The organism is Kosakonia sp. BYX6, from assembly GCF_038449125.1.
Taxonomy (GTDB): Bacteria; Pseudomonadota; Gammaproteobacteria; order Enterobacterales; family Enterobacteriaceae; genus Kosakonia; species Kosakonia calanthes.
Window position 1 is genome coordinate 2,194,957 of sequence record NZ_CP151800.1, and the last position, 20,875, is coordinate 2,215,831.

At 61.2% G+C, this 20,875-nt stretch carries 11 protein-coding genes; 6 read left to right on the plus strand and 5 right to left on the minus strand.

Annotated features, from left to right (window positions below):
• Positions 1-56: 56 nt before the first annotated feature.
• Positions 57-12,953, plus strand: coding sequence for a filamentous hemagglutinin family protein (locus AAEY27_RS10285; protein WP_342325152.1), 12,897 nt, complete (start codon positions 57-59; stop codon positions 12,951-12,953).
• 20 nt (positions 12,954-12,973) lie between these two features.
• Here the strand turns inward: AAEY27_RS10285 and AAEY27_RS10290 are convergent, their stop codons facing one another.
• From AAEY27_RS10290 to AAEY27_RS10305, 4 genes are read right to left on the minus strand one after another with little or no spacing between them, the layout of a single operon-like run.
• Entirely contained in the window at positions 12,974-13,444 is a 471-nt protein-coding gene (locus AAEY27_RS10290) for a prepilin peptidase (protein WP_342325154.1), read from the minus strand.
• Complete coding sequence (locus AAEY27_RS10295; RefSeq protein WP_342325156.1) at positions 13,444-14,085, minus strand: PulJ/GspJ family protein; 642 nt, start codon at positions 14,083-14,085, stop codon at positions 13,444-13,446. Before AAEY27_RS10295 ends, AAEY27_RS10290 begins: the two co-directional genes overlap by 1 nt.
• Complete coding sequence (gene gspI, locus AAEY27_RS10300) at positions 14,082-14,462, minus strand: type II secretion system minor pseudopilin GspI (RefSeq protein WP_342325158.1); 381 nt, start codon at positions 14,460-14,462, stop codon at positions 14,082-14,084. The genes AAEY27_RS10295 and gspI overlap by 4 nt, the downstream gene beginning before the upstream one ends.
• A gap of 1 nt (position 14,463) precedes the next feature.
• On the minus strand, positions 14,464-14,949 hold the full coding sequence (locus AAEY27_RS10305) for a prepilin-type N-terminal cleavage/methylation domain-containing protein (protein ID WP_342325159.1): 486 nt from the start codon (positions 14,947-14,949) through the stop codon (positions 14,464-14,466).
• Positions 14,950-15,069: 120 nt separating this feature from the next.
• Between AAEY27_RS10305 and AAEY27_RS10310 the strand changes: the two genes are divergently transcribed.
• A complete protein-coding gene (locus AAEY27_RS10310) occupies positions 15,070-15,522 on the plus strand; it encodes a hypothetical protein (protein WP_342325161.1) in 453 nt (150 codons plus the stop codon).
• A 93-nt stretch (positions 15,523-15,615) separates the two neighbouring features.
• Here AAEY27_RS10310 and AAEY27_RS10315 read toward each other — a convergent pair whose 3' ends face one another.
• Entirely contained in the window at positions 15,616-15,969 is a 354-nt protein-coding gene (locus AAEY27_RS10315) for a hypothetical protein (RefSeq protein ID WP_342325163.1), read from the minus strand.
• 307 nt (positions 15,970-16,276) lie between these two features.
• Here AAEY27_RS10315 and AAEY27_RS10320 point away from each other — a divergent pair, with 307 nt between their 5' ends.
• From AAEY27_RS10320 to AAEY27_RS10335, 4 genes are all read left to right on the plus strand, one after another.
• Entirely contained in the window at positions 16,277-16,927 is a 651-nt protein-coding gene (locus AAEY27_RS10320; RefSeq protein ID WP_342325164.1) for a transposase, read from the plus strand.
• A gap of 80 nt (positions 16,928-17,007) precedes the next feature.
• Positions 17,008-18,600 (plus strand): ShlB/FhaC/HecB family hemolysin secretion/activation protein, encoded by a 1,593-nt coding sequence (locus AAEY27_RS10325; protein WP_342325166.1) that lies wholly within the window; start codon positions 17,008-17,010, stop codon positions 18,598-18,600.
• 28 nt (positions 18,601-18,628) lie between these two features.
• Positions 18,629-20,440: a DUF2341 domain-containing protein gene (locus AAEY27_RS10330; RefSeq protein WP_342325167.1), complete on the plus strand. Its 1,812-nt coding sequence runs from the start codon at positions 18,629-18,631 to the stop codon at positions 20,438-20,440.
• A gap of 11 nt (positions 20,441-20,451) precedes the next feature.
• Positions 20,452-20,871 (plus strand): ExbD/TolR family protein, encoded by a 420-nt coding sequence (locus AAEY27_RS10335; RefSeq protein ID WP_342325168.1) that lies wholly within the window; start codon positions 20,452-20,454, stop codon positions 20,869-20,871.
• The last annotated feature ends 4 nt before the right edge of the window (positions 20,872-20,875 follow it).

Genomic DNA, 20,875 nt, shown 5'->3' on the forward strand with positions numbered 1-20,875 from the left:
CCTGTCCTATGTCCACTACGTCATGTTTGCCGCGCAAAATAGCGCACCGCGTAAAAATGAAGCCCCTCGTCGAGGCCATTGCGCTGGCGCTGCTCGGCTTTGCCAGTGCGTCGCACGCCGCCACGCCGGTTAACAGCAACTGGTTTTCCAGCGCCAGAGCGGTGAATAACGCCCGCAGCGAGCGTGCAGGCCAGGTAGCAATCAACGAAGGCCTTGAAGCCGCGCGGCTCAGGCAGCAAGCGGCGGCGAAACAGACGTTACAACACTCGGTGGCGAACCTCGGGCGCACGGCGGCGGCGATTGCCGCCCAACAGGCGGCACAAAATGCGGCGCGCGCAAATGCGAATCAGACGGCCAGCAGTGTGCCGGACGGACTCGGGCAGGGCGGATTATGGGATCGTGACGCCAACGGCAATTTATTGACCTGGACGGGTGCCAACCGCGCGGTGCAAACGCAGAACAAGGGCAAAACCACCGTGGCGATTAAACAGACCCGCGACAAAGCGATTCTCAATTGGGACAGCTTTAACGTCGGGCGCAACACCACTGTGGATTTCCAGCAAAACAGCAGTGATGCGTTGCTCAACCGGGTGGTCGGGGCCGATACGCGCCCAAGCCAGATCCTCGGCGCGGTAAAAGGCGATGGCACGGTGATGGTCGTCAACCAGAACGGCGTGATATTTAGCGGCAGCAGTCAAATCAATGTGCGTAACCTGGTGGTGGCTGCCGCCAAAATCAGTGACGACCAATTCACCCGCAACGGCTTGTATGTCGACACCAACGGTAGTCAACCCACCTTTACTGACGCGCTGGGCGATATCGTGATTCAGCCCGGCGCACAAATCACCACCCTGCAACCGGCCAGTTCCACCGTCGGGGGCGGCTACGTGATGTTGCTGGGCGCTAACGTCAATAACGGCGGGCAGATAACGACGCAAAACGGGCAGGCCGCGCTGGCGGCGGGCGACAGTTTTTACATCCGCAAGGGCGTGGGTACGGAATCTAATGTCGATTCCACCACTGCCGGGAACGAAATCTCGACGCTACGCACCGCAAACAGCCAGGCCGGGCGCGTGGAAAATAACGGGTTAATCACCGCCACCACCGGCGATATCACGCTAACCGGGCATGACGTGGTGCAAAACGGCGTGGCGATTGCCACCACTTCTACCCGCCAGCGCGGCACGGTGCATCTCTCAACGCGCGCCAGCGACAACAGTGGCAGCGTGACGCTGACCGGCAATGGCGTCACCGCTGTGCTGGTGGATGGCAGCAACACAACCGCCTATGACAGCCAGCGCGACACGGCGCTTGAAAAACTCAACGGCAACAATAGCAACCTGCTGGCGCGTGGCAATTTTGACAACCTCAGCACGCTTGTTGATCGGCGCGATCTGTCGCGGATCGAGATTGTCAGCGGCAACACGGTGGATTTTGGCGACGATTCGCTGACCCTCGCCACCGGCGGCGAAATCGCCGTGACCGGTGCGAAACGCACGCTGATCGACAACCGCGCAACGCTGGATGTCGCCGGAGCGATTGGCGTCAAAGTGGCGATGGAGAGCAACAACCTCGCGGTGAATATTCAGGGCAACGAGCAGCGCGACAGCGCCAGCAATCGCGACAGCGGCAAACTGAACAACACCGATGTCTGGGTTGATAAACGCACGCTGGTGTTTGTCCCGGCAGGCACCAACGGGTACAGCACCGACCGCTGGTACACCGCAGGCGGCCTGCTGGAGGTGAGCGGTTACCTGGCGACCAGCGGCCACGCCGCCGGTGAATGGCTGGCGCAGGGCGGTACGATCACCGTAAGCGGCGGCGATGTGGTCACCCGCGCCGGATCCGACATTAACCTCTCCGGCGGTACGCTGGATGTGCAAAGCGGCTACCTGCGCCAAAGCTGGCTGAAAGGCAGCGACGGGCGGCTGTACGAACTTTCCCGCGCGCCGGGCGACCTGCTCTACGACGGCCTTTATCAGGGGTATCAAGTCACCAGCGCGCGCTGGGGGCAAACCAATACGTATTACAACCCGCTGATTGGCGCGAGCCAGCGCTATCAACCCGGTTACACCGTCGGGCGCGACGCGGGCAAACTGGTGGTCTCCACCACCAGCGCCGTGCTCGAGGGGAATATCATCAGCGATGTCTATCAAGGCGATGACCAAACCGAAGCCGCCCGTGCAGGCGTGGACGGTTACAACCAGTCGCACTATGCGGTGGCGCGCAAAGGCCAATTGATTGTCGGACAATATACGCCCATTTACGATGCGGCCGCTGGCATGCTGCGCTATGCGCTGTCGGCAATGATGAACAACGTCACGTTAAAAGCGAATGCCAACGGCGTGGCGCAAGATGTGCAACTGCAAGACGATGTGCCTGCCGACCGGCTCGGCGTTTTGCAACTTGATACTGATTTGCTCAATGACGCCCGACTCGGGGCGCTGCACATTGCCGCCAGAGAGACGCTGGCGGTGAAAGACGCGCTCAACGTCGACGCGGGCGGGGACATTGTCCTTTATGCGCCTGTCGTTGAGGTGGCGGCAGATCTCACCGCCAAAGGCGGCAGCATCCATCTTGGCAACGTGCTCAAGCAAATTTATGCCAACCCTGGCGACGACCCGCTGCGCGACACGGAAATCACCCCGCCGGACGGGCTAACAGGCGGTGTGCGGGTGGGCGAAGGGGTGACGCTGGATGCCTCCGGGATGATTGGCGATCTGCGCGAGCGCGGTGCGCAGCGCGACAGCGAAATGGCGTGGATTGATGGCGGCACAATCAGCATCCGCTCGACGGGCAGCGTAACGCTGGCGAAAAATTCGCTGCTGGATGTCACCTCCGGCGCGATAGTCAACAGTGACGGCAGCGTAAGCGGCGGCAAAGGCGGCAACGTTAAACTCGGTTCGGGGCTGATCGTCGCCAGATCCGGGAACAGCAACGCGGTGTTAACGCTCGATGGCACCATCCGCGGTTACGGCGTGCGCGGCGGCGGCACGCTGGAGATTGAATCGGCAAGTTCCGCCTCGATTGGCGGCCAGTGGCAGGATGGCCTGTTAAAACCGGGCGAAACCGTGCCATTCGGCCTGGTGTTACTCGACGATTACCAAGTGAAAGCGGGCGAACGTTTGCCCGCCGATTATCACTACTTATCCACCGTCGCACGGCCCGGCGAAGAAGTGGCGGCGAAGCCCTCGCTGGTGGGCATCACTCTGGCATCGGAGTGGACGCTGCCTTACGCCGTAAGAGGGAACTCTTACATTATTTTCTACCGCTTGCCGGGCGGCACCAGCGACCAGCAACTCCAGGTCAATCCTGCCGGTACGGCGAACGGCGCCGTCTATAAACTGCCTGCGGGGGCCACCATCACAACGTTTGTTCGCCCGAACAACTTCCCGCTGGATTACATTGTTCCGGCAAACGTCTTCCCCGACGGTATCCCGACGGAAGCCACGCCGCGCACTGCGGTTGCGGGGTCGGTGCTGGCAAGTGATGCGCTGTTTAAAGCCGGAACGGTGATCGAAGCCGGAATGAGTGTGGCGCGCCCGGTGGCCGTCGCCAATACCACCCATCTCGATACCGCGCTGTTCCAGTCCGGTTTCGCCAATTACGACGTGCGCGCGCATCACGGGTTGCTGGTCTCCGACGATGTGACGCTAGCCGTCACCCAGCCGGTGCTGTATGCCGATGCGAAAATCCTGCAAGCCGGCGGCAGCGCCGAACAGGCTTTGCAATGGCAACTGCCGGAACTCTGGCAAGCGGACAATAATGCGCGCAGCGTCACCCAGCGTGGCGGCACCAGCTTAACGCTTTCCGCCGGTGTCAAAGATGGCCTGACGTCCGGTATCACCGTGGTGGCTGACACCGGCGATAAAGGCACGCTGACCATTGCCGAAGGCGCGCGTTTACTGGTCGATCCCGGTTCATCTATCTCCCTGAATAGCCGTGGCAACCTGAATGTCGATGGCCTGTTGCAGGCGCGGGGCGGCAATATTACGCTGCTCGGGCCGCAAACCGCCGGGGCGAAAAGCATCAAAGAAGGCGGCGGGCTTGGCGACCCGACAGCGTCGCAGCGCGCGATTACGATCGGCGAGCATGCGGTGCTGGACGCTTCGGCAATAAGCTGGAGCACGCGCGATGCGTCCGGTCACCCGTTCGGTGTGGTGACAGACGGCGGCAACATTGTGGTGGGCGGCACGCTGCTGGAGTCCCTGGCGACCCGCGCATTGGCATCTGATGCGTTTGTGGTTATCCGCAAAGGCGCCTTGCTGGATGCCAGCGGCACTGCTGCCGTGCTGGATGTCGACGGGCGCGGCAGCCAGCGTGTTGCCAGCAATGGTGGGGCCATCAGCATCGCGTCGAATAACGGTCTTTTGCTGGACGGCACCCTGCGCGCGCTGGCGGGTGGGGCGAACGCCGCCGGTGGCAGCCTGACGGTGGCGTTAGAAGCGCCGAACTACAGTAGCAGCAACTCGGTGAATAAAGCGGTGCTGGCGCTGCGCGAATTGCGTCTGGTGCAACAAGTGCAAGCCAGCCCGGGCAATCTGATTTACGGTGACGGGCAACTGGCGGCAAGCCAGGTCTCGGACGGCGGCTTTTCGGCGCTCACGGTTTACAGCAATGGCGCCATCAGCGTTGACGGCGATGTCGATTTGACGCTTGGGCGCGAGCTGCGCCTGTATGCGGGCGCACTGACGCTGGCGCAAGGCGCAGATCCCGCGTCGAAAGTGTCGCTGACGGCGCCGTATTTGTTATTGGGCGGCGTCAGCGACAACATTGCTATCGCCGACGGTTTTCAGCGCCCGGCGTTTAGCGGCGGGGTCAGCAGCCTGCCCAGCCAGGCGGTGCTGAGCGCCAGCGCCGATCTCATTGATATCAAAGGCATGGTTGGCCTTGGGCTGAATGCCACCCGCAATGGGATAAACGCCGAGCGAGCCGGGTTTGCACAACTTATCCTCAACAGCCGGGGCGACCTGCGCTTTGTTAATGCCCAGGCGATCAGCGGCACCTCGCAGGGCGTGGTGTCGGAGTTGCGCTCGCCAGGCGACATCACCCTGCGCGCGACGCAAATCTACCCGGCGAGCGGTGTGAGTGCGCGGGTGATGGCCGGGATGCAGGCCGACGGCACCTTTGCGCCGGACAGTTGGTTGACCCTTGCGCGCAGCCAGGCGGGCACACCAGCGCAACCTTATTCGGTGTTTGGCAGTTTGCGGCTGGGCGCGGCCAATATCGCGCAAAACGGCGTGCTGCGCGCGCCGCTGGGATCGATTGTGCTGGGCGGCGGCGTGGCGGGCGGCGAACAGGGTACTCGCTCGGTAACGCTCGGTTCCGGCAGCCTGACCTCGGTGAGTGCCAATGGGTTGGTGCTGCCGTGGGGCGGCACCTCCGATGGCGTAACCTGGTACTACCAGGGCGAGAAAGTCGCGCTCACGGGTATCGGCAATGGGCCAACGCTGACGCTTGCCGCCACGCATGTGGCGGTGAATGATGGCGCGGTGCTGGATCTTTCCGGCGGCGGCGATCTGCTCGGTGCAGGCTTTGTCTCGGGTCGCGGCGGTTCCACCGACGCGCGTTTTTACCCGCTGGTGCAGGTCAGTAGCAACGGTTTTACCTTGCCGGCGCTTGGCAGCAACCCGGTGTACGCCATCATTCCCGGCTATGATTCCGCCTATGCGCCAGCAGATAACACTGGCGCAGTCAGCCCGCTCGCCGGGCAGCAAATCACCCTTGCCAACGGCGACATTCCGGGGCTTGCCGTCGGAACGTATACGCTGTTGCCGTCCAACTATGCCCTGTTACCGGGGGCGTTTCGCGTTGAACTCAACGGCGGCGCCACGGGCCTGAGCGGGTCGAAAACCGTGGCGCTGCGCAATGGTTCCTGGGCCAGTAGCGGGCGTTTAACCGTGGCGAACACCGCGATTGCCGACAGCCTGACCCGCCAGTTCATTATCACGCCTGCCGCTGTGCTGCGAAAATATGCGCAATACAATGAAACGCCGTACGCAGATTTCGTGCAGGCGCAGGCGGAACGGGCAGGTGGCGTGCGCGCGGTGTTGCCCGCCGATGCCAAAACGCTGTCGCTGCTCTCATCGGGCAACGACAACACATTTCGCTTTAAAGGGTTGGCCGATTTTACCCCGGCGAAAGGGGGTTATGGCGGCACGGCCAGCCTGATGATTGGCGATGACAACGCCGTGGGATCGATTGAGATCCTGGCGCGCGGCGCGACGCGAAGCCGTGATTTCGATGGCATCGCCGTGTATGCCGATGATCTGAACGCCATCGGCGCCAGCCGTCTGACCATTGGCGGCACGCTGGTTTCCAACTATCAATCGTCCAATGGGCAAAACCTCAGCCGTTACTTGCAGGTTATCGGGCGCGAAAAAAGCGTGGTACTGCGCGAAGGCGCTGTGCTTGCCGCGCCGGAAGTGTTTCTCTTCGCCGTTGGCAAAACCGGCGGCATCACCCTCGAAACCGGTTCGGGGATTAACACCATCGGGCAGGGCGATGTGGCGTATGACTCGACCGACGGCTTTGTTTACCAACCGCTGGATAGCGCCGTGGTCGCCGCCTCTAACGGCTGGCTGGATATGTTGGCCCCGCAAGCCGACCCGAACCCCGCCCCCGCCGATAAAGGTGCTGGGCCCGTCAATATCGGTGCCTGTGGCATAACCTGTCGCGGCATCACGCGGCTTTATTCCTCCGGCACATTGCTGGCGGCGACGCTGGCGGATTTCGATCTCGGCGAAGCGGTACGTTACGGTACGCGCAACCTGGTGCTGGGGGTCGGCACGGTCAATGCCGGGAGCAGCGCCGACCTTAACGCCGTTGCCGCGCGCGGTGCGTTGACGCGCGGGTTAGTGCTCAACCAGACGGTGCTCGATCGCCTGTTGCAGGGCGACACCGCGTACGGCGCGCCCGCGCTGGAGCGGCTGGTGCTCACCGCCGGTGAATCGTTTAATTTCTTCGGCAATGTCAGCCTGAACACTCTTGACGCCGCGACCGGCAAATCAAAACTGGCGAATCTGGTGCTCTCGACGCCCGCGATTTACGGCTATGGCGATGCCCGCGATGTGGCGACCATCACCACCGGGAAATTGACCTGGGCCGGGCTGAAAGGGGATGCGCCCGCGCCGGTGAAAGGCGGGCGAGGAACTGGCGAGGGCAGTTTGCGGGTCAACGCGCAGGTCGTGGAATTCGGTTACGACGAAAACGCGCAACCTAACGCTATCGATAACTTTGGCCGCACGATCCGCGGTTTTAGTGACATCACATTTGCGGCGAGCGATCGCATCACCGCCAATCAGCACGGTTCGTTGCAGGTTTTCGGCAATGTCACGCTCCGCGCGCCGCTGGTGACGGGCGAAGGCGGATCCGTTAACAGCATCACCGCCAGCGGCGCATTGCGGGTGGTTGCGCCGTTGTCCGGTGGCGGGGACGCGAGCAAGGTCTCGCTCGCCAAAAACGAAGAAACCGGCGCCGAGTTGAACCTGACGGGTAACACGGTGCTGCTGGATACCACCGTGGCGCTACCGAGCGGCAAATTAACGGCCAGCGCTACCGGCGATGTCACGCTGGCGGATGGCGCATGGCTGGATCTCGCCGGACGGGCGCTTAAATTTTATGACGCGACCAGCTATTCATGGGGCGGCGACGTGGCGCTGACGAGTAAGGCGGGCAACATTGTGCAATCCGCCGGGTCGACGATTGACCTCTCGGCGCAGAACAACAATGCCGGGACACTGAGCGCGGTGGCGCTGGCGGATACGGCGGGGCGTGTGGATTTGCGCGGCACGTTACTGGGCAGCAGCAACGGCCATTACAATGCGGGCGGCACACGGGTGCCCTATCGCGAAGGCGTGGCGATTATCCGCGCGCAAACGCTCGGCGACGGTGGTGTACTCAGCGAGCCGTTCGCCGCACTCAATAACCGCCTTAATGCGGGCGGTTTCTTTGGCGAGCGCAGCTTCCAGCTTAAACACGGGGATCTGCGCATTGGCGATGACGTGCGCGCCCATAACGTGGCGATCTCCCTGGATGGCGGCCATCTGAATGTGGTCGGTACGATTGATGCCAGCGGCGAACAGGTTGGCGCGATTCGTCTGGCGGCGGCAAATGGCTTGACGCTAAGCGGCAACGCGCGGCTCGATGCACACGGTACGGTGCTGCGCGTCGACAGCTATGGCGAAATCATTGATAGCCCGAACCGCGCGGTGGTTGAGCTGGACTCCGGCCACGGCACGTTGACGCTGGCGAACGGCGCGCGCATTGATTTGCGCCACGGCACTGCCTCAACGACGGGTGACGGGCAAGCGCGTGGCACGCTTGATCTCTATGCGCCGCGTATTGATGGCGCAGGGCAGGCCAACACGACCGATTCGGCAACCTTTGGCGATATCGCCATTGACGCCCGTGGCGCAATCGCGGTGCTGGGGGCGAAGTCGATAGCCGTCTACGGGCGGCAAATTTACCGCGATGCGCCCAGCGGCAACGGGCAAACGGCGGACGGTCACCCGTGGCAGGAGATTACCCAGACGTGGTTGGATGGCAAAAACGCCGACGCCAACCGCTTTATCAATGCGGCGCTCGCCAACAATACGTTGCTGAACAGTCGGCTGGCCGGGCTGAACAACAGCCGCTATGCCGATGTGTTCCATTTGCGCCCGGCGATTGAGGTGGTCAGCGCCACCGCAAACGGCGATTTGATCGTCAGCGGCGATCTGGATCTTTCCGGCTATCGCTATGCCAGCCTTAATCCGCATACAGCGAAAACGGGCGTTGCCGGTTCCGGCGACGTCGGGCAGTTGACGCTGCGTGCCGGGGGCAATCTGTCGATTTTTGGCAGTGTCACCGATGGTTTTGCCAAACCCAGTACCACGCCGGATGACGAAGGCTGGCTGCTGACACCGGGCGTGCAGGCTTTTGCCAGCGACGTAGTGGTGCCGGTCGCGGGCGTGACGCTCGACGCCGGAACGAAATATCCGGTCGGGAAAACCCTCAACTACGCGATCACCGCCGGGAATGTGACGCTGCCTGTTGGCACGACATTACCGGTGGCGGTCACGCTCGACAGCCCGTTAACGCTGCCTGCGGGCACGGTGCTCGCCAGTAATGTACTGGCTGCCGATGGTCAGGTTTTGCTGGCGGCGGGCACGGTAGTCGGCGCCGATGGGCTGGCGCTGCCAGCGGGCGCTCAACTCTTGGCGGGCGCGCATTTGCCGGTGGCGGTCACTCTCAGTCAACTGACCTGGCCGAAAGGCGTCGCGCTACCGGTCGCTATGGTGCAGGTGGGTTCCCTGACGCTGCCGGTCGGCGCGCTGATTGCCAGCGGCACCGATGTGGTGTTGCCGGATGACGCGCTGTTTGTCGATTTACGCCCGAAAAACGCGCAGGGCGAGTACATCGCGCGCAGCAATTGGGCGGTAGCGGACATGCTGCCGGCGGGTTCTCAGTCGTGGAATATCCGCGTGGTGGGCGGCAGTGATCTGCAAGCGGCGGACAGCCGCCTGACGCGCGAGGATGCCGGTGATGTGCAACTCGCCGACACCCATTACATCTCGCAAAAACAGTGGAAAAACGAAGGCGGGCCGGTCTGGTACTGGGCGGATAACAATAGCTGGGGCTTTGAAGGCGGCACGCCGTTTAACTTCGATGATGTCGGTTTTGATGTCTGCGGCTTCACCCCGTCCGAGTGTGTGAAAGTCACCTGGGTGTGGGCAGACGGCAACTTTTACGGCGGCGCGCCGGGCAAACCGGTCAATTTTGATGACTGGGGCGACTATAACGTCTGCGAACTCGAACCGGGCCAGTGCGTCAATGTCAGCACGCCGGGGGAAAACGTGCTGGTTGGCATCACCCCGACCTCGCCAATCTTCAGCGTGTTGCGCACCGGGACCGGCGATCTGGATGTCATTGCCGGGGGCAATGTGGCGATGCGCTCGGCGTGGGGCGTTTATACCGCCGGGACACAAAGTAAAAACCTGGATGTGCGCTGGAACCGGGCGCGCGGCAAGGTGGCGGAAGATGGCACGGTATTGGGCAACGGCGCAGGCGATGCGGCGCCAGATTACGAAGCGCTGGTCAGCGGTGACAACAGCCTTTACCAGGCCTGGTATCCGCAGCAGGGCGGTAATCTGACGATCGTTGCCGGCGGCGATCTGACCGGTGATGCCTGGAGCGCCGGTAGCCTGTTGCCGACCGCCAGCGCCAGTGTCGGAAATTGGCTGTGGCGACAGGGCTCGGGCAACACTGCCGGGGTCGATAATGTGCCGACGGCGTGGTGGATAAACTTTGGCACCTACACCTGGCAACCACAGACCGGCAGCGAGATGCCGATGGTCTCGGGCTTTACCGGCTTCGGCACGCTCGGCGGCGGCAACCTGTCGGTGCGTGTCGGCGGCGACGCTGGTGTATTAACGACGCCTGCGGTGAGCGGTGATTACCGGCAACTGGCGCGCAGCCAGGGCCTGGTATTGGCGATAGGCAGCACCGGGCGCGTCGGGCGCGATGGCAGTATTGCGTTTACCGGCGGCGGCGATCTCGATGTGCGGATCGGCGGCGGCTGGAACAGCCATGCGCAGGCGCGCGTGACCACAGACAACGGCACGCTGTTTCAGATGCACGATCTGTACGGATCGCTGGTGAACCTGCGCGGTGACATTGCCATGACGTCCTCACAAATTGGCACCCATCAATTGTTCTATGGCATTAACGGGCGCGCCGCCCAGCAGGATAACCACGAGGTGCGCCCCTCAACGCCCTGGACTTCCAGCGCCTCTAATGCCAGCGGCGGCTTGACGTTGGTGCTCGGCGACAGCACTGCGGCGATCGGTAGCCGGGGCGATCTGGTGCTCGGCGCGACGCTGGATGCTGGCTTGCTGGATATGGCCAACTATAGCGCTTACCGGGGCACGGCGGGTTCCGGGGAAAACGGGCAAAGCTGGTTTAGCCTGTGGACGGACAACACCGCGCTGAATTTACAGGCGGCGGGCGGCAATCTGGCATTCGACACGCGCCCGAGCGACAACCTGATCGCCACGACTGTCAATAATGATTTCGTCAAAAACGGCGGCTGGTATCTGTTGCCGGGTAACGTCAGCGCGGTGGCGGACAGCGGCAGCATTTACTATGGCAGTTCCGCGGCTTACACCAGCCAGAGCAACTACTCCAACAGCGGCGGGTTGCTCCTCGCCCCGCTCGGCAGCGGCAACATTAGCCTGCTGGCCGGTGAGTCGTTGTATGGCGGCGGTTTTGCGATCAGCCGTTCCGGCGCGGAAACATCGAGCATCGCCACGGTCTTCCATCCGGCATTTTATGCGCCGCTTGCCGATGGCACGGCGGTGACCAATCTTAGCGATACGTCACCGATCGCCGACGCGGGTGTCTATCCGCTGTTTGCGTTCGGCCTCAACACGGTTGGCAGTACGGCGGGGATTCGCGAGGCGGCACAAGCGCCATCACGCTTTTATGCGCTGAACGGCGATATCGTCGGGTTGCGCACGGGTTCGGTGGTCAGTTTCCAGAACGCGGGCGTGCGGGCAAATCAGGTGGATTATGTCGCTGCCGGGCCAGTGAGGGTGCGCGCCGGGCGCGATATTGTTTATACCGGCACGCGGGGTGATGAAACCTTGCCGCCACTGTTTGATTTTGCCAACGACATCTCCAGCGCTACCGTCAGCGGCAACCTGATTGTTCACACCCAGGCGAACGATGTGTCACTGTTCGAGGCCGGGCGCGACATCCTGTTTGCCAACATTGATATTGCCGGGCCAGGCACGCTGGAAGTCTCCGCCGGGCGTAACATCATCCAGAACGATGTTGCCAACCTGACCAGCATCGGCCCGGTGGTCAGCGGCGATCATCGCCCCGGCGCGAGCATTGTGGTGCAGGCGGGCATGGGCAGCGTCGGCGCACAATACGACGCGCTGTTGGCGCGCTACCTGGATATCGCCAACCGCGCCGAAAGCGGGGTGCCGCTGGCTGACCAGCCGGGAAAAGTGGTGAAAACCTACGATCAGGAACTGATCAAATGGCTTGCGCAGCGCTACGGATTCAGCGGTGATGCGAATGCGGCGTTGCGCTTCTTCGCCAATCTTGCGCCGGAGCAGCAGCGCATTTTCGCGCGGCAGATTTATTTTGCCGAACTGCTCGCCAGCGGGCGCGAGTACAACGACCCCGACGGCCCGCGTAGCGGCAGCTATTTGCGCGGGCGCAATGCCATCGCGGTGCTTTTCCCGCAGCGCTACAGCGGTGAATTGCTGATGTATGGCGCGTCGGGCATTCACACCAATCTTGGCGGCGATATTCAGATTCTGACGCCCGGCGGCGGGCAAACCTACGGCGTGGAAGGCGAGGCGCCACCGGCAACCGCGGGGCTGATCACCCGCGGCAGCGGCAATATCGCACTGTTTTCGAATGACAGTATTCTGCTCGGCCAGAGCCGCATTATGACCACCTTTGGTGGCAACATTCAGGCGTGGTCGGCGCAGGGCGACATCAACGCCGGGCGCGGGAGCAAAACCACGGTGGTCTATACGCCGCCGCGCCGCGTTTATGATAACGCGGGCAACGTGACGATTTCCCCGGATGTGCCGAGCACCGGAGCGGGTATCGCGACCCTGAACCCGATCGCCGAAGTACCGCCGGGCGATGTCGATCTGATTGCGCCGCAAGGGACGATTGATGCCGGAGAAGCGGGCATTCGCGTGTCGGGCAGTGTCAACATTGCCGCTCTGCACGTAATCAACGCCGCTAACATTCAGGTGCAGGGCGATTCGGCGGGGATCCCGGTGATGGCGACGGTAAATGTTGGCGCACTGTCTTCGGCGAGTGCGGCGGCGAGCACCGCCAGCCAGGCCGCACAGGCGGTGGTGCGCCAGCAGCAAAACGCCGACCGGCAAGGGCAGCGTTCATCGGTGGTGGTACAAATTCTCGGCTTTGGCGATCAGCCGTTATAAATCGCGGCGCGAAGCAGGGGCTAAAACCCCTGTTTCGCGATACTCAGCGCGGCGATAAAAAGCGTAGCCAGAATCAGCGGCGGGCCGAAGGGGCGGGGGGTGCGCAAATCGATGCCACGGCGCAACTGTATGAGGGCGAGCAGCAGGCCAAACAAGCCGCCTAACACCACCACCCATAACGTATCGTGCCAGCCAAGCCATGCGCTGACGGCGGCAACCAACTTCACATCGCCGCGTCCTAACCCTTCGCGTTGGCAAATCAGCCAGTAAAGCTCACTCACTGCCCGCAGCGCCAGGTAGCTTACCATCGCGCTGATGAGCGCAACGTCCAGCGTTACCAGCCCGTCACCCGTCCAGGCGAGCGCTAAGCCGCCCCAAAGCAAAGGTTGCGTTAACGCGTCCGGCAATAAACCGGTGCGCCAGTCAATGCGCGCCAGTTGCACCAACACCACCAGTGCGGCGGCGAACAGGCAGCCGGCCAAAAGTGTCATTAGTTGAAGACCAGCACGCGGCGATACGGCTGCGCCGGGCCTGCATTGCGGCGAACCGCGAGGGAAATTTCCAGCCCGGTTGCCGCAGAGGGGCTTTGTCGGGGGCGCGGTAAGGTCTGCCAGCCGCGCGACGGTATCCACACGCGAAGATTAAAGCTGGCGACACCGTCGAGCACCGCCACGCGGGCGTTCACGCGTGGCGCGGGGAGCGGATACTGCGCCGAAGGGAGACCGGCGGCACGCCATAACGTTCCGCCTTGCAGCCACCACTGCACCTGTTGCCATTGACCTGGCGCGGCGGGCGCGGCGCGCACTATTGTCATGCGCAATTGCCCGGAGGCGAATTCGGTGATTTGCATGCCCGCAGGCAGCAAATCCCCAGGTTGCAGATGCTCGCCGACACTCGTGCGCGGCGGCAACTCGACGGTGGTATGCCAGGCGATATCGCGATCAAGCTGCTGTAGGGCGCGCACGAGACGTGAATCCTCTTCACTGTGCAGTTGCAATGTGGTGTTGGCGCGGCTTAACACATCAATGCCGCGCCAGGCCATCAGGTTGATGATCGCCATAATGACAATGGCGATCATCACTTCAATCAGCGTCAGGCCGCTTTGCGAACCGGTGATGTGCGCGGGCGTCATGGCGCGGCGTCCGGCAGGCGCGTTTGCAAACTGAGGAGCGAGGAAGGGTCGCTGCGGCTGACGTACACCTCCACGGTGACGGTGCGTAGCCCTTGCTGCGGCGGATCGCTGCGCACGCGGCAGACAAATTTTTGCTCGGCTTGCGGGCAGTCAACCAGGGTGACCTCTGGCAATAAGGGGCTGTGCAAACGGCTTTCCGCCAGCGTGTTTTCGGCTGACATCATTGCCAGCGTGCGTTGTTCAATAAGCCCGTAATTGTGGGTGGTCTGGCTGCTTACCCGCAAAAACGCCGCCAGCGCTACGCTGGCAATGGTCAGCGCGATCAGCACTTCAACCAGCGTAAAGCCGGACTGGCGGGAATGTTGCGGGGCAGGCATTTCAAAGCACCCGAAACGCGCCGCTGGCATCGCGCTCCAGCGTCACCGTGGCGGTGGCGCTGCGTAGCTCCAGACGCAGCGGTTCGCCCACCCATTCGGCGGTCAGCAGCAGCGGTTTGCCGGGAACAACGGTGACGGCAGCCGCGCGCCAGCTTGCCGGGTGTAGCACCTCGTCGTGCGAAAACGTATCCAGCGCCTCGCGCGTGGAAACCTGCGGTACTACGCTGTCAGGCCGATTAACCCACACGCCGCGGCTAAACCGATAGCCATTGCCCACCGTTTGCCAGACGATCACGCGCCCATCAACGCGCACCGCTTGCTGGGCGGCATTCAGGCGCAGCGCCAGTTCACGGGCATCAAGGCGCAACGTATCCGCCGGGTTGGGCATCACGCTGAGGCTAATGGCCGCCGACGCAATACCGATAATCACCAGCACCACCATCACTTCAATCAGGGAAAACCCCGCACTGTGAATGGCCTGTTTCATCGTTTTTCCCGACGCGGGAGTGATAAATGGTCACATTTTAGGGCTGAAATATGGCACTGACATGAAGCGACAACATAAATCTGTTAGCGCTAATTCCGGGCATATCAACAGGAGAAAAGGATGGCGATCAGAGCGTCATTTTCAGCCGTCTCACCCGCACGTATAGCGCATATTCTCGGCGTTGCGCTGGTGGCGAGTGGCCTGCTGTTTTGGGGACTACGCGGGTGGCACATCCCGCCGCGCAGTGCGGCTTCACTCGCTGTTCAACCTGCGATTGAGAACCCAACGGCCAACGCGGTGGCGAAATGGCTGGGGCCGGGCGATATTCGCCTCAACGTGGTGGTGCAGGGGGTAATGATTCGCCGCCATCGCGCGGTGGCGCTATTGAGTATTAATGATGCGAACCCGGAACCGTTTATTGCCGGGGAACGTGTTATGGAAAATGTCACCGTCCACGCCATTAATGCCGAAGGCGTGGTGCTCGACCGTAAAGGAAAATTGTTCCTTATTACCTCCCCAATCTCTCCACAATTGCCGAAAAATGGCATCGTTCGCCGCGAACAATCGCGTTAAGTTCGGGAGTGGTTGTCATTATTTCGTCATCAAACGCGTGCTGATTAGGCTTATTTATCGGTTCCATTCGTCGCGCGTGCAGGGCGAACACTGTTAATGCCCGGTAAGCAATGGCGAGCTGATCGGCGCTGGCGAAGGGCGTTGTGACTGCGCGGAATGGCCGAAATTTGCCCCCATTCGCACCGCCGTCGCGGACTGGTTAAACAGCCCCAGATGATTGGCAGGTTGGTTGATTTGGCGAGCGGAAAGCGCGTTCAACCCTTTATTCTCACTGGTTTTTTCACTCATCTTCGGCGGCAACAGCCGCTGGCTCAGACAGTCATACGGCAGCGTACGGTTGCCATTGACGGTGACCGAGACACACGATTTTTCACCCTCGTTGGCGGCTACCATTGTGCTACCGACAGCCGTCAGTAGCAGTGTGATAACGATCACTCTATTGCGCATATTCCGCCTCGTTATGATCACGCTGACTATTAATTATCCGTCCGAGTCATGGGGCTGTCTATTGTCATAAACAACATAAATATTTACGGGTTTTTACTTAATTACTTTGTCACTTACAAAGAATAGGGTTTTCGCATTACGGAAATGAGTCGAAGAAAAAAGAATGGTGCGCAAGGGAAAATGTGCCGCAGTCGTTCACCTCATCCCGCCGTCGCGTATTGGGTGCTAAATCGGTCGGAGAATCCTTATGCAAAAAAGAAGGACGACGAAACAGAGCAAGCCGGTCAAGAAAGGAAACCGCGTCACGATGACCGAACTTGACGGGAAACTGGCGGAGTGGGTAGCCATCGCACGCAGTGAAGGCCCGGTGATTGTTGACCGTTATGAATCTCCCTGGGTTTGCATTGTTTCCTACCCAACCTGGCAGAAAATCAGTCACTTAAAGTCCTATATTCCTGCAGATAACCACGCGCTGATTAACCTGCGCGAAGCCATTGATAACGCGCTTGCCTATGCCGGAGACGCCCTTGTGGACCTGGCAGAACGCTGTGAAAGCGGCGTCGCGCCGAAAATCGTCATTCGCGCCTGGGTACTGCAAGTGGTGTATTCCGTCTGGCGAGACGAAATGGTTTGTGAGGCGCTGCATTACAACATGCTGTGGCGCTGGTTTGTCGGCTATACCGACGTGTGGGAAACCCTGCCGGAAGACACGATGTTCCTGCGCGATATGCAGCGTGTGAGCGCCGATCCCCGCGTCGTGGACATGATCCATCGCTGCCTGCTCAACAATATGCAGATGCTGGCGGATGCGGGGCAGTTTGTCGTCAATTACGGGTTGCTCAATACGTTGCGTGCGCATTTTGCGGTGACCGAGGGAAGTCACGAGGCCAAAGAGAGCCTGACGCCGCACGCCGCAGATCAAAAACCAAAGAGGAACGGCCCGATCATGCCTGGTTAACGTATGCCCGATTAACGCCTCAAAGCCACTTTCCCGAACTTTTTGAACAACGCAGGCGCAGGTTTTGCGGGGAATTCTGTATGCCAAATTTACGAACAAAACAGGTCCGGCGGTTAGTGCGAGTTGTCTTGTTAATGCCGGGAATGCTGGGTGTGGCGCAGGCTGCCGGGGAAGCGGCAACACCCGCGAAAGTGACGCTTCGCGAGTACATCGTGCGGGGCAACACCGTACTGGATACACAGACCATCGAACGGGCGGTGTACCCGTTTCTGGGGCCGGATCGCGCAATGAGCGACCTGCAAGCCGCCCGCGAAGCGTTGCAGAAAGCGTACAACGAACGGGGGTATGAATCGGTGTATGTCGATCTCCCCGAGCAGCGCGTGACCGGCGGCGTGGTGCTGTTGCTGGTGACGGAAACTCGCGTCGGGCGGTTGCGGGTGACCGGTGCGCAACATCGTTCGCCGCTGGAAATCCGCGACCAGGTTCCGGCCTTGCGCGAGGGCGAAGTGCCGGATTTTCGCCTTGCGCAGCGCCAGCTTGGCGAGCTGAACAGCGCCTCGCAGGAAGTGATCCCCAGCGTCAAACAGGGTGTGGTGCCAGGCACGATGGATGTTGATTTGCAGGTGAAAGATGAATCGCCGTGGGGAGCCAGTGTTGGCCTGAACAATGATTACAGCGTGGATACCACCACGCTTCGCGCGATGGCGACGCTCAGCCACAACAATCTGTGGCAAAAGTCGCACAGCGCATCGCTCACCTTTTACACCGCCCCGCGCGATAGGGACGACGCGAAAGTTTTTTCGGCGTCTTACTCGTTGCCATTGGCTTCCCGCTGGAGCCTCGATTTCAGCGGTTACACCAGCGACAGCGATGTCGCCACTGTCGGCGGCACCAACGTGTTGGGCAAAGGTTACTCGTTTGGTACCAGCGCGACCTATCGCTGGGAGCCGATAGGCAACGGGTATCACTCGGTTTCGCTGGGGCTGGAGCTGAAAAACTTCGACGAAGACGTGACGTTTGGCCCGGACAAACAGCATGTGCCGATTCGCTATGTGCCGTTCACGTTCGGTTACAGCGGCATGTGGTCGGCTGACACCTCGCAATCAATGGTGGATTTAAGCCTGACCGGTGCCTCACGCAGTTTCTTTTCCATCGGCAGCGATGAGGCGCGTTTTCAGGACAAACGCTGGCTGGCGAACCCCAGTTTCATGCTGTTTAAAGGCAATTTAAGCCACACGCAAGACATCTGGTGGCGCTGGCAATTGCACGGGCGGCTGGGCTTTCAGTTCGCCTCTGGCCCGCTGGTCTCTAACGAGCAGTTTTCCGCCGGCGGCGCGACCAGCGTGCGGGGGTATTACGCGGCGGAAAGCACCGGTGACGACGGTTATATGGCGGGCGTAGAACTGCGCACGCCGTCGTTGAGCAACTGGGTTGGCAAGCCGTTTAACGAATGGCGTTTCTACCTGTTCGCCGAAACGGCTGAGGTGAAACTGCAAGAACCGCTGCCTGAACAACGCTCGCGCTATCAACTGAGCAGCGTCGGCATTGGCACGCGTCAGCAGCTTTTCGATGGGTTTTCCACCGATGTCGATTGGGGATACCCGCTGCAAGATGGCCCAAACACCGACAAGTACGACTCGCGCCTGAACATGAACCTGAGCGCCAGTTTTTGATTTTTCAGAGACTTTCGGAGCTATGACGATGCTACTACGTTCTTTCATCAGTTTGCTCATCGTAACGGCAAGCCTGCTGTTGCCTTCGTTATCGCATGCCGCCGATTGGTGGCAAACGGAGTGGAAATACCGCAAGCAGATTGCTGTCGATGCGACGCCCAACAATGGCAACGTCAGCGAAACCGTCAGCCGCGTGCCGCTGCTGATCCGTCTGCATACCGGCAACTTTAGCTTTGACGGCGAAGGCGCCGAAGGTAAAGACCTGCGTTTTGTCACCGACGACGGGAAAACCGTCCTCAACTACCAGATTGAGAGTTTCGATCCGCTGCTCGGCATGGCGACCATTTGGCTGGATATGCCGCAAATCGAGGGTGGAACCCGCCACGACATCAGCCTTTATTACGGCAACGACGACGCGCCGCAGACTTCCAACGGTCAGACGACCTTCGATGCCAATTACACGCTGGTTTATCACTTTAACGGCGCGGCCGATGCGCCACCGCGCGATACCACCGCTTACGGCAACCACGCGCAAACCGTTGCCGGAACGCCAGTCGACAGCGTGATTGGTCGCGGTTTATTGCTGACCGGCACGCCGCTGATGCTGCCCGCATCGCCTTCTCTGGCGCTGGCGGCGGGTGGGGCGTTCACCTTCAGCGCCTGGGTGCGCCAGGATCAACCGGCGGGCGACCAACTGCTGTATGCCCGCCGCGAAGCCGGTAACAGCCTGTTGATCGGCGTGAGCCAGGGCACGCCTTTTGTTGAAGTGAACGGCCAGCGCAGCCCGCAGGCGCAACCGCTGACGCCCGGCGCCTGGCAGCATCTGGCGGTCGCCGCCGACGGCCAGCACGTGGCGCTGTATGTGCAGGGGCGACAAACCGCCGTGCTGGCGGTGGCGCTGCCCGCGCTGACCACGGCGGCGGCGATTGGCGGCGATGTGCCTGCGCCCGCCGAACCGAACCTTGCCGCGCCTGAGACCGGCGCAACTCAACCAGTGGCCTGGCTGCCCTTTACGGGCGCGATTGATGAAGTGCGCCTGTCGAAAATTGCCCGCCCGGCGGCGTTATTGCTGGCCGATGCCACTTCACAGGGCAGTGAATCGCGGCTGGTGCAGTACGGCGCGGATGAACAGCAATCCGGTTTTGATTTCGGCGGACTGGCTTTCCTGGTGAAAGCCGTGCCGTTCGACGCGTGGATCGTGCTGGTGATCCTTGGCTGGATGATGGTGCACACGTGGATTGTGATGATTGGCAAAAATAAGCGTACCCGCCAGTTACAGGTCGGCAACGAAGCTTTTCGCACTGCCTTTTCCAACGTCGGCATGCACCTTGAATCGCTGGCGGATAACCACGAAGCCCAGGCGCACCTGCGTGATTCCTCGTTGTGGCGGCTGTATGAAGTGGGCGTGCATGAGTTGCGCACGCGCCGCCAGCAAGGCGTCGACACCGCGCGCGTAACCAGCGAAACCCTCGAAACTCTGCGCGTCTGTATGGACGCGACCCGCACGCGCGAAATGCAGATGCTGGCGGCGCGTATGGGCGTGTTATCCAACGCCATCGCCGGTGGCCCTTACATCGGCCTGCTCGGTACGGTGCTCGGCATTATGGTGGTGTTTCTCGGCACGGCGATGGCCGGTGACGTGAATATCAACGCCATTGCCCCCGGCATGGCAGCGGCGTTGCTGGCAACAGCCGCCGGGTTGTTTGTCGCGATCCCGGCGCTCTTTGGTTACAACCGCATTCTCAGCCGTAACCGGGAGATCAGCGCCGATATGCGCGTGTTCGTCGATGAGTTTATCGCTCGCCTCGCAGAACACGGCGCTGCGCAACCCCAATCTTGAGGAGAGAGAATATGGCTTCCCCAACGTCATCCCCGGACGACGACGAAGGCAGCGCGGTCGATAGTATTAACATCACACCGCTGGTGGACGTGCTGATGGTGGTGCTGGTGATGTTTATTCTCACCGCCACCGCGCAGATTGCCGGTATTCAGGTCAATTTGCCGAAGGCTTCATCCAGCGTCTCGCTGTCGCAGCCGAAAACCAAAGCGATTTCGATCAACGATGCCGGGCAGGTGTTTCTTGATGCCTACCCGGTGACGCTGGCGGAGCTTGAAGAGCGCTTGCGCACCGAGAAGGCGCTTAACCCGGAATTCCCGGTGATTGTGCGCGGTGACCAGGTGGTGCAGTACCAGCGAGTGGTTGACGTGCTGGATCTGTTGCGCCGCCTGGAGCTTACACAAATCGGTCTGGTGACCGGTAAGCCGAGTTAAGCCC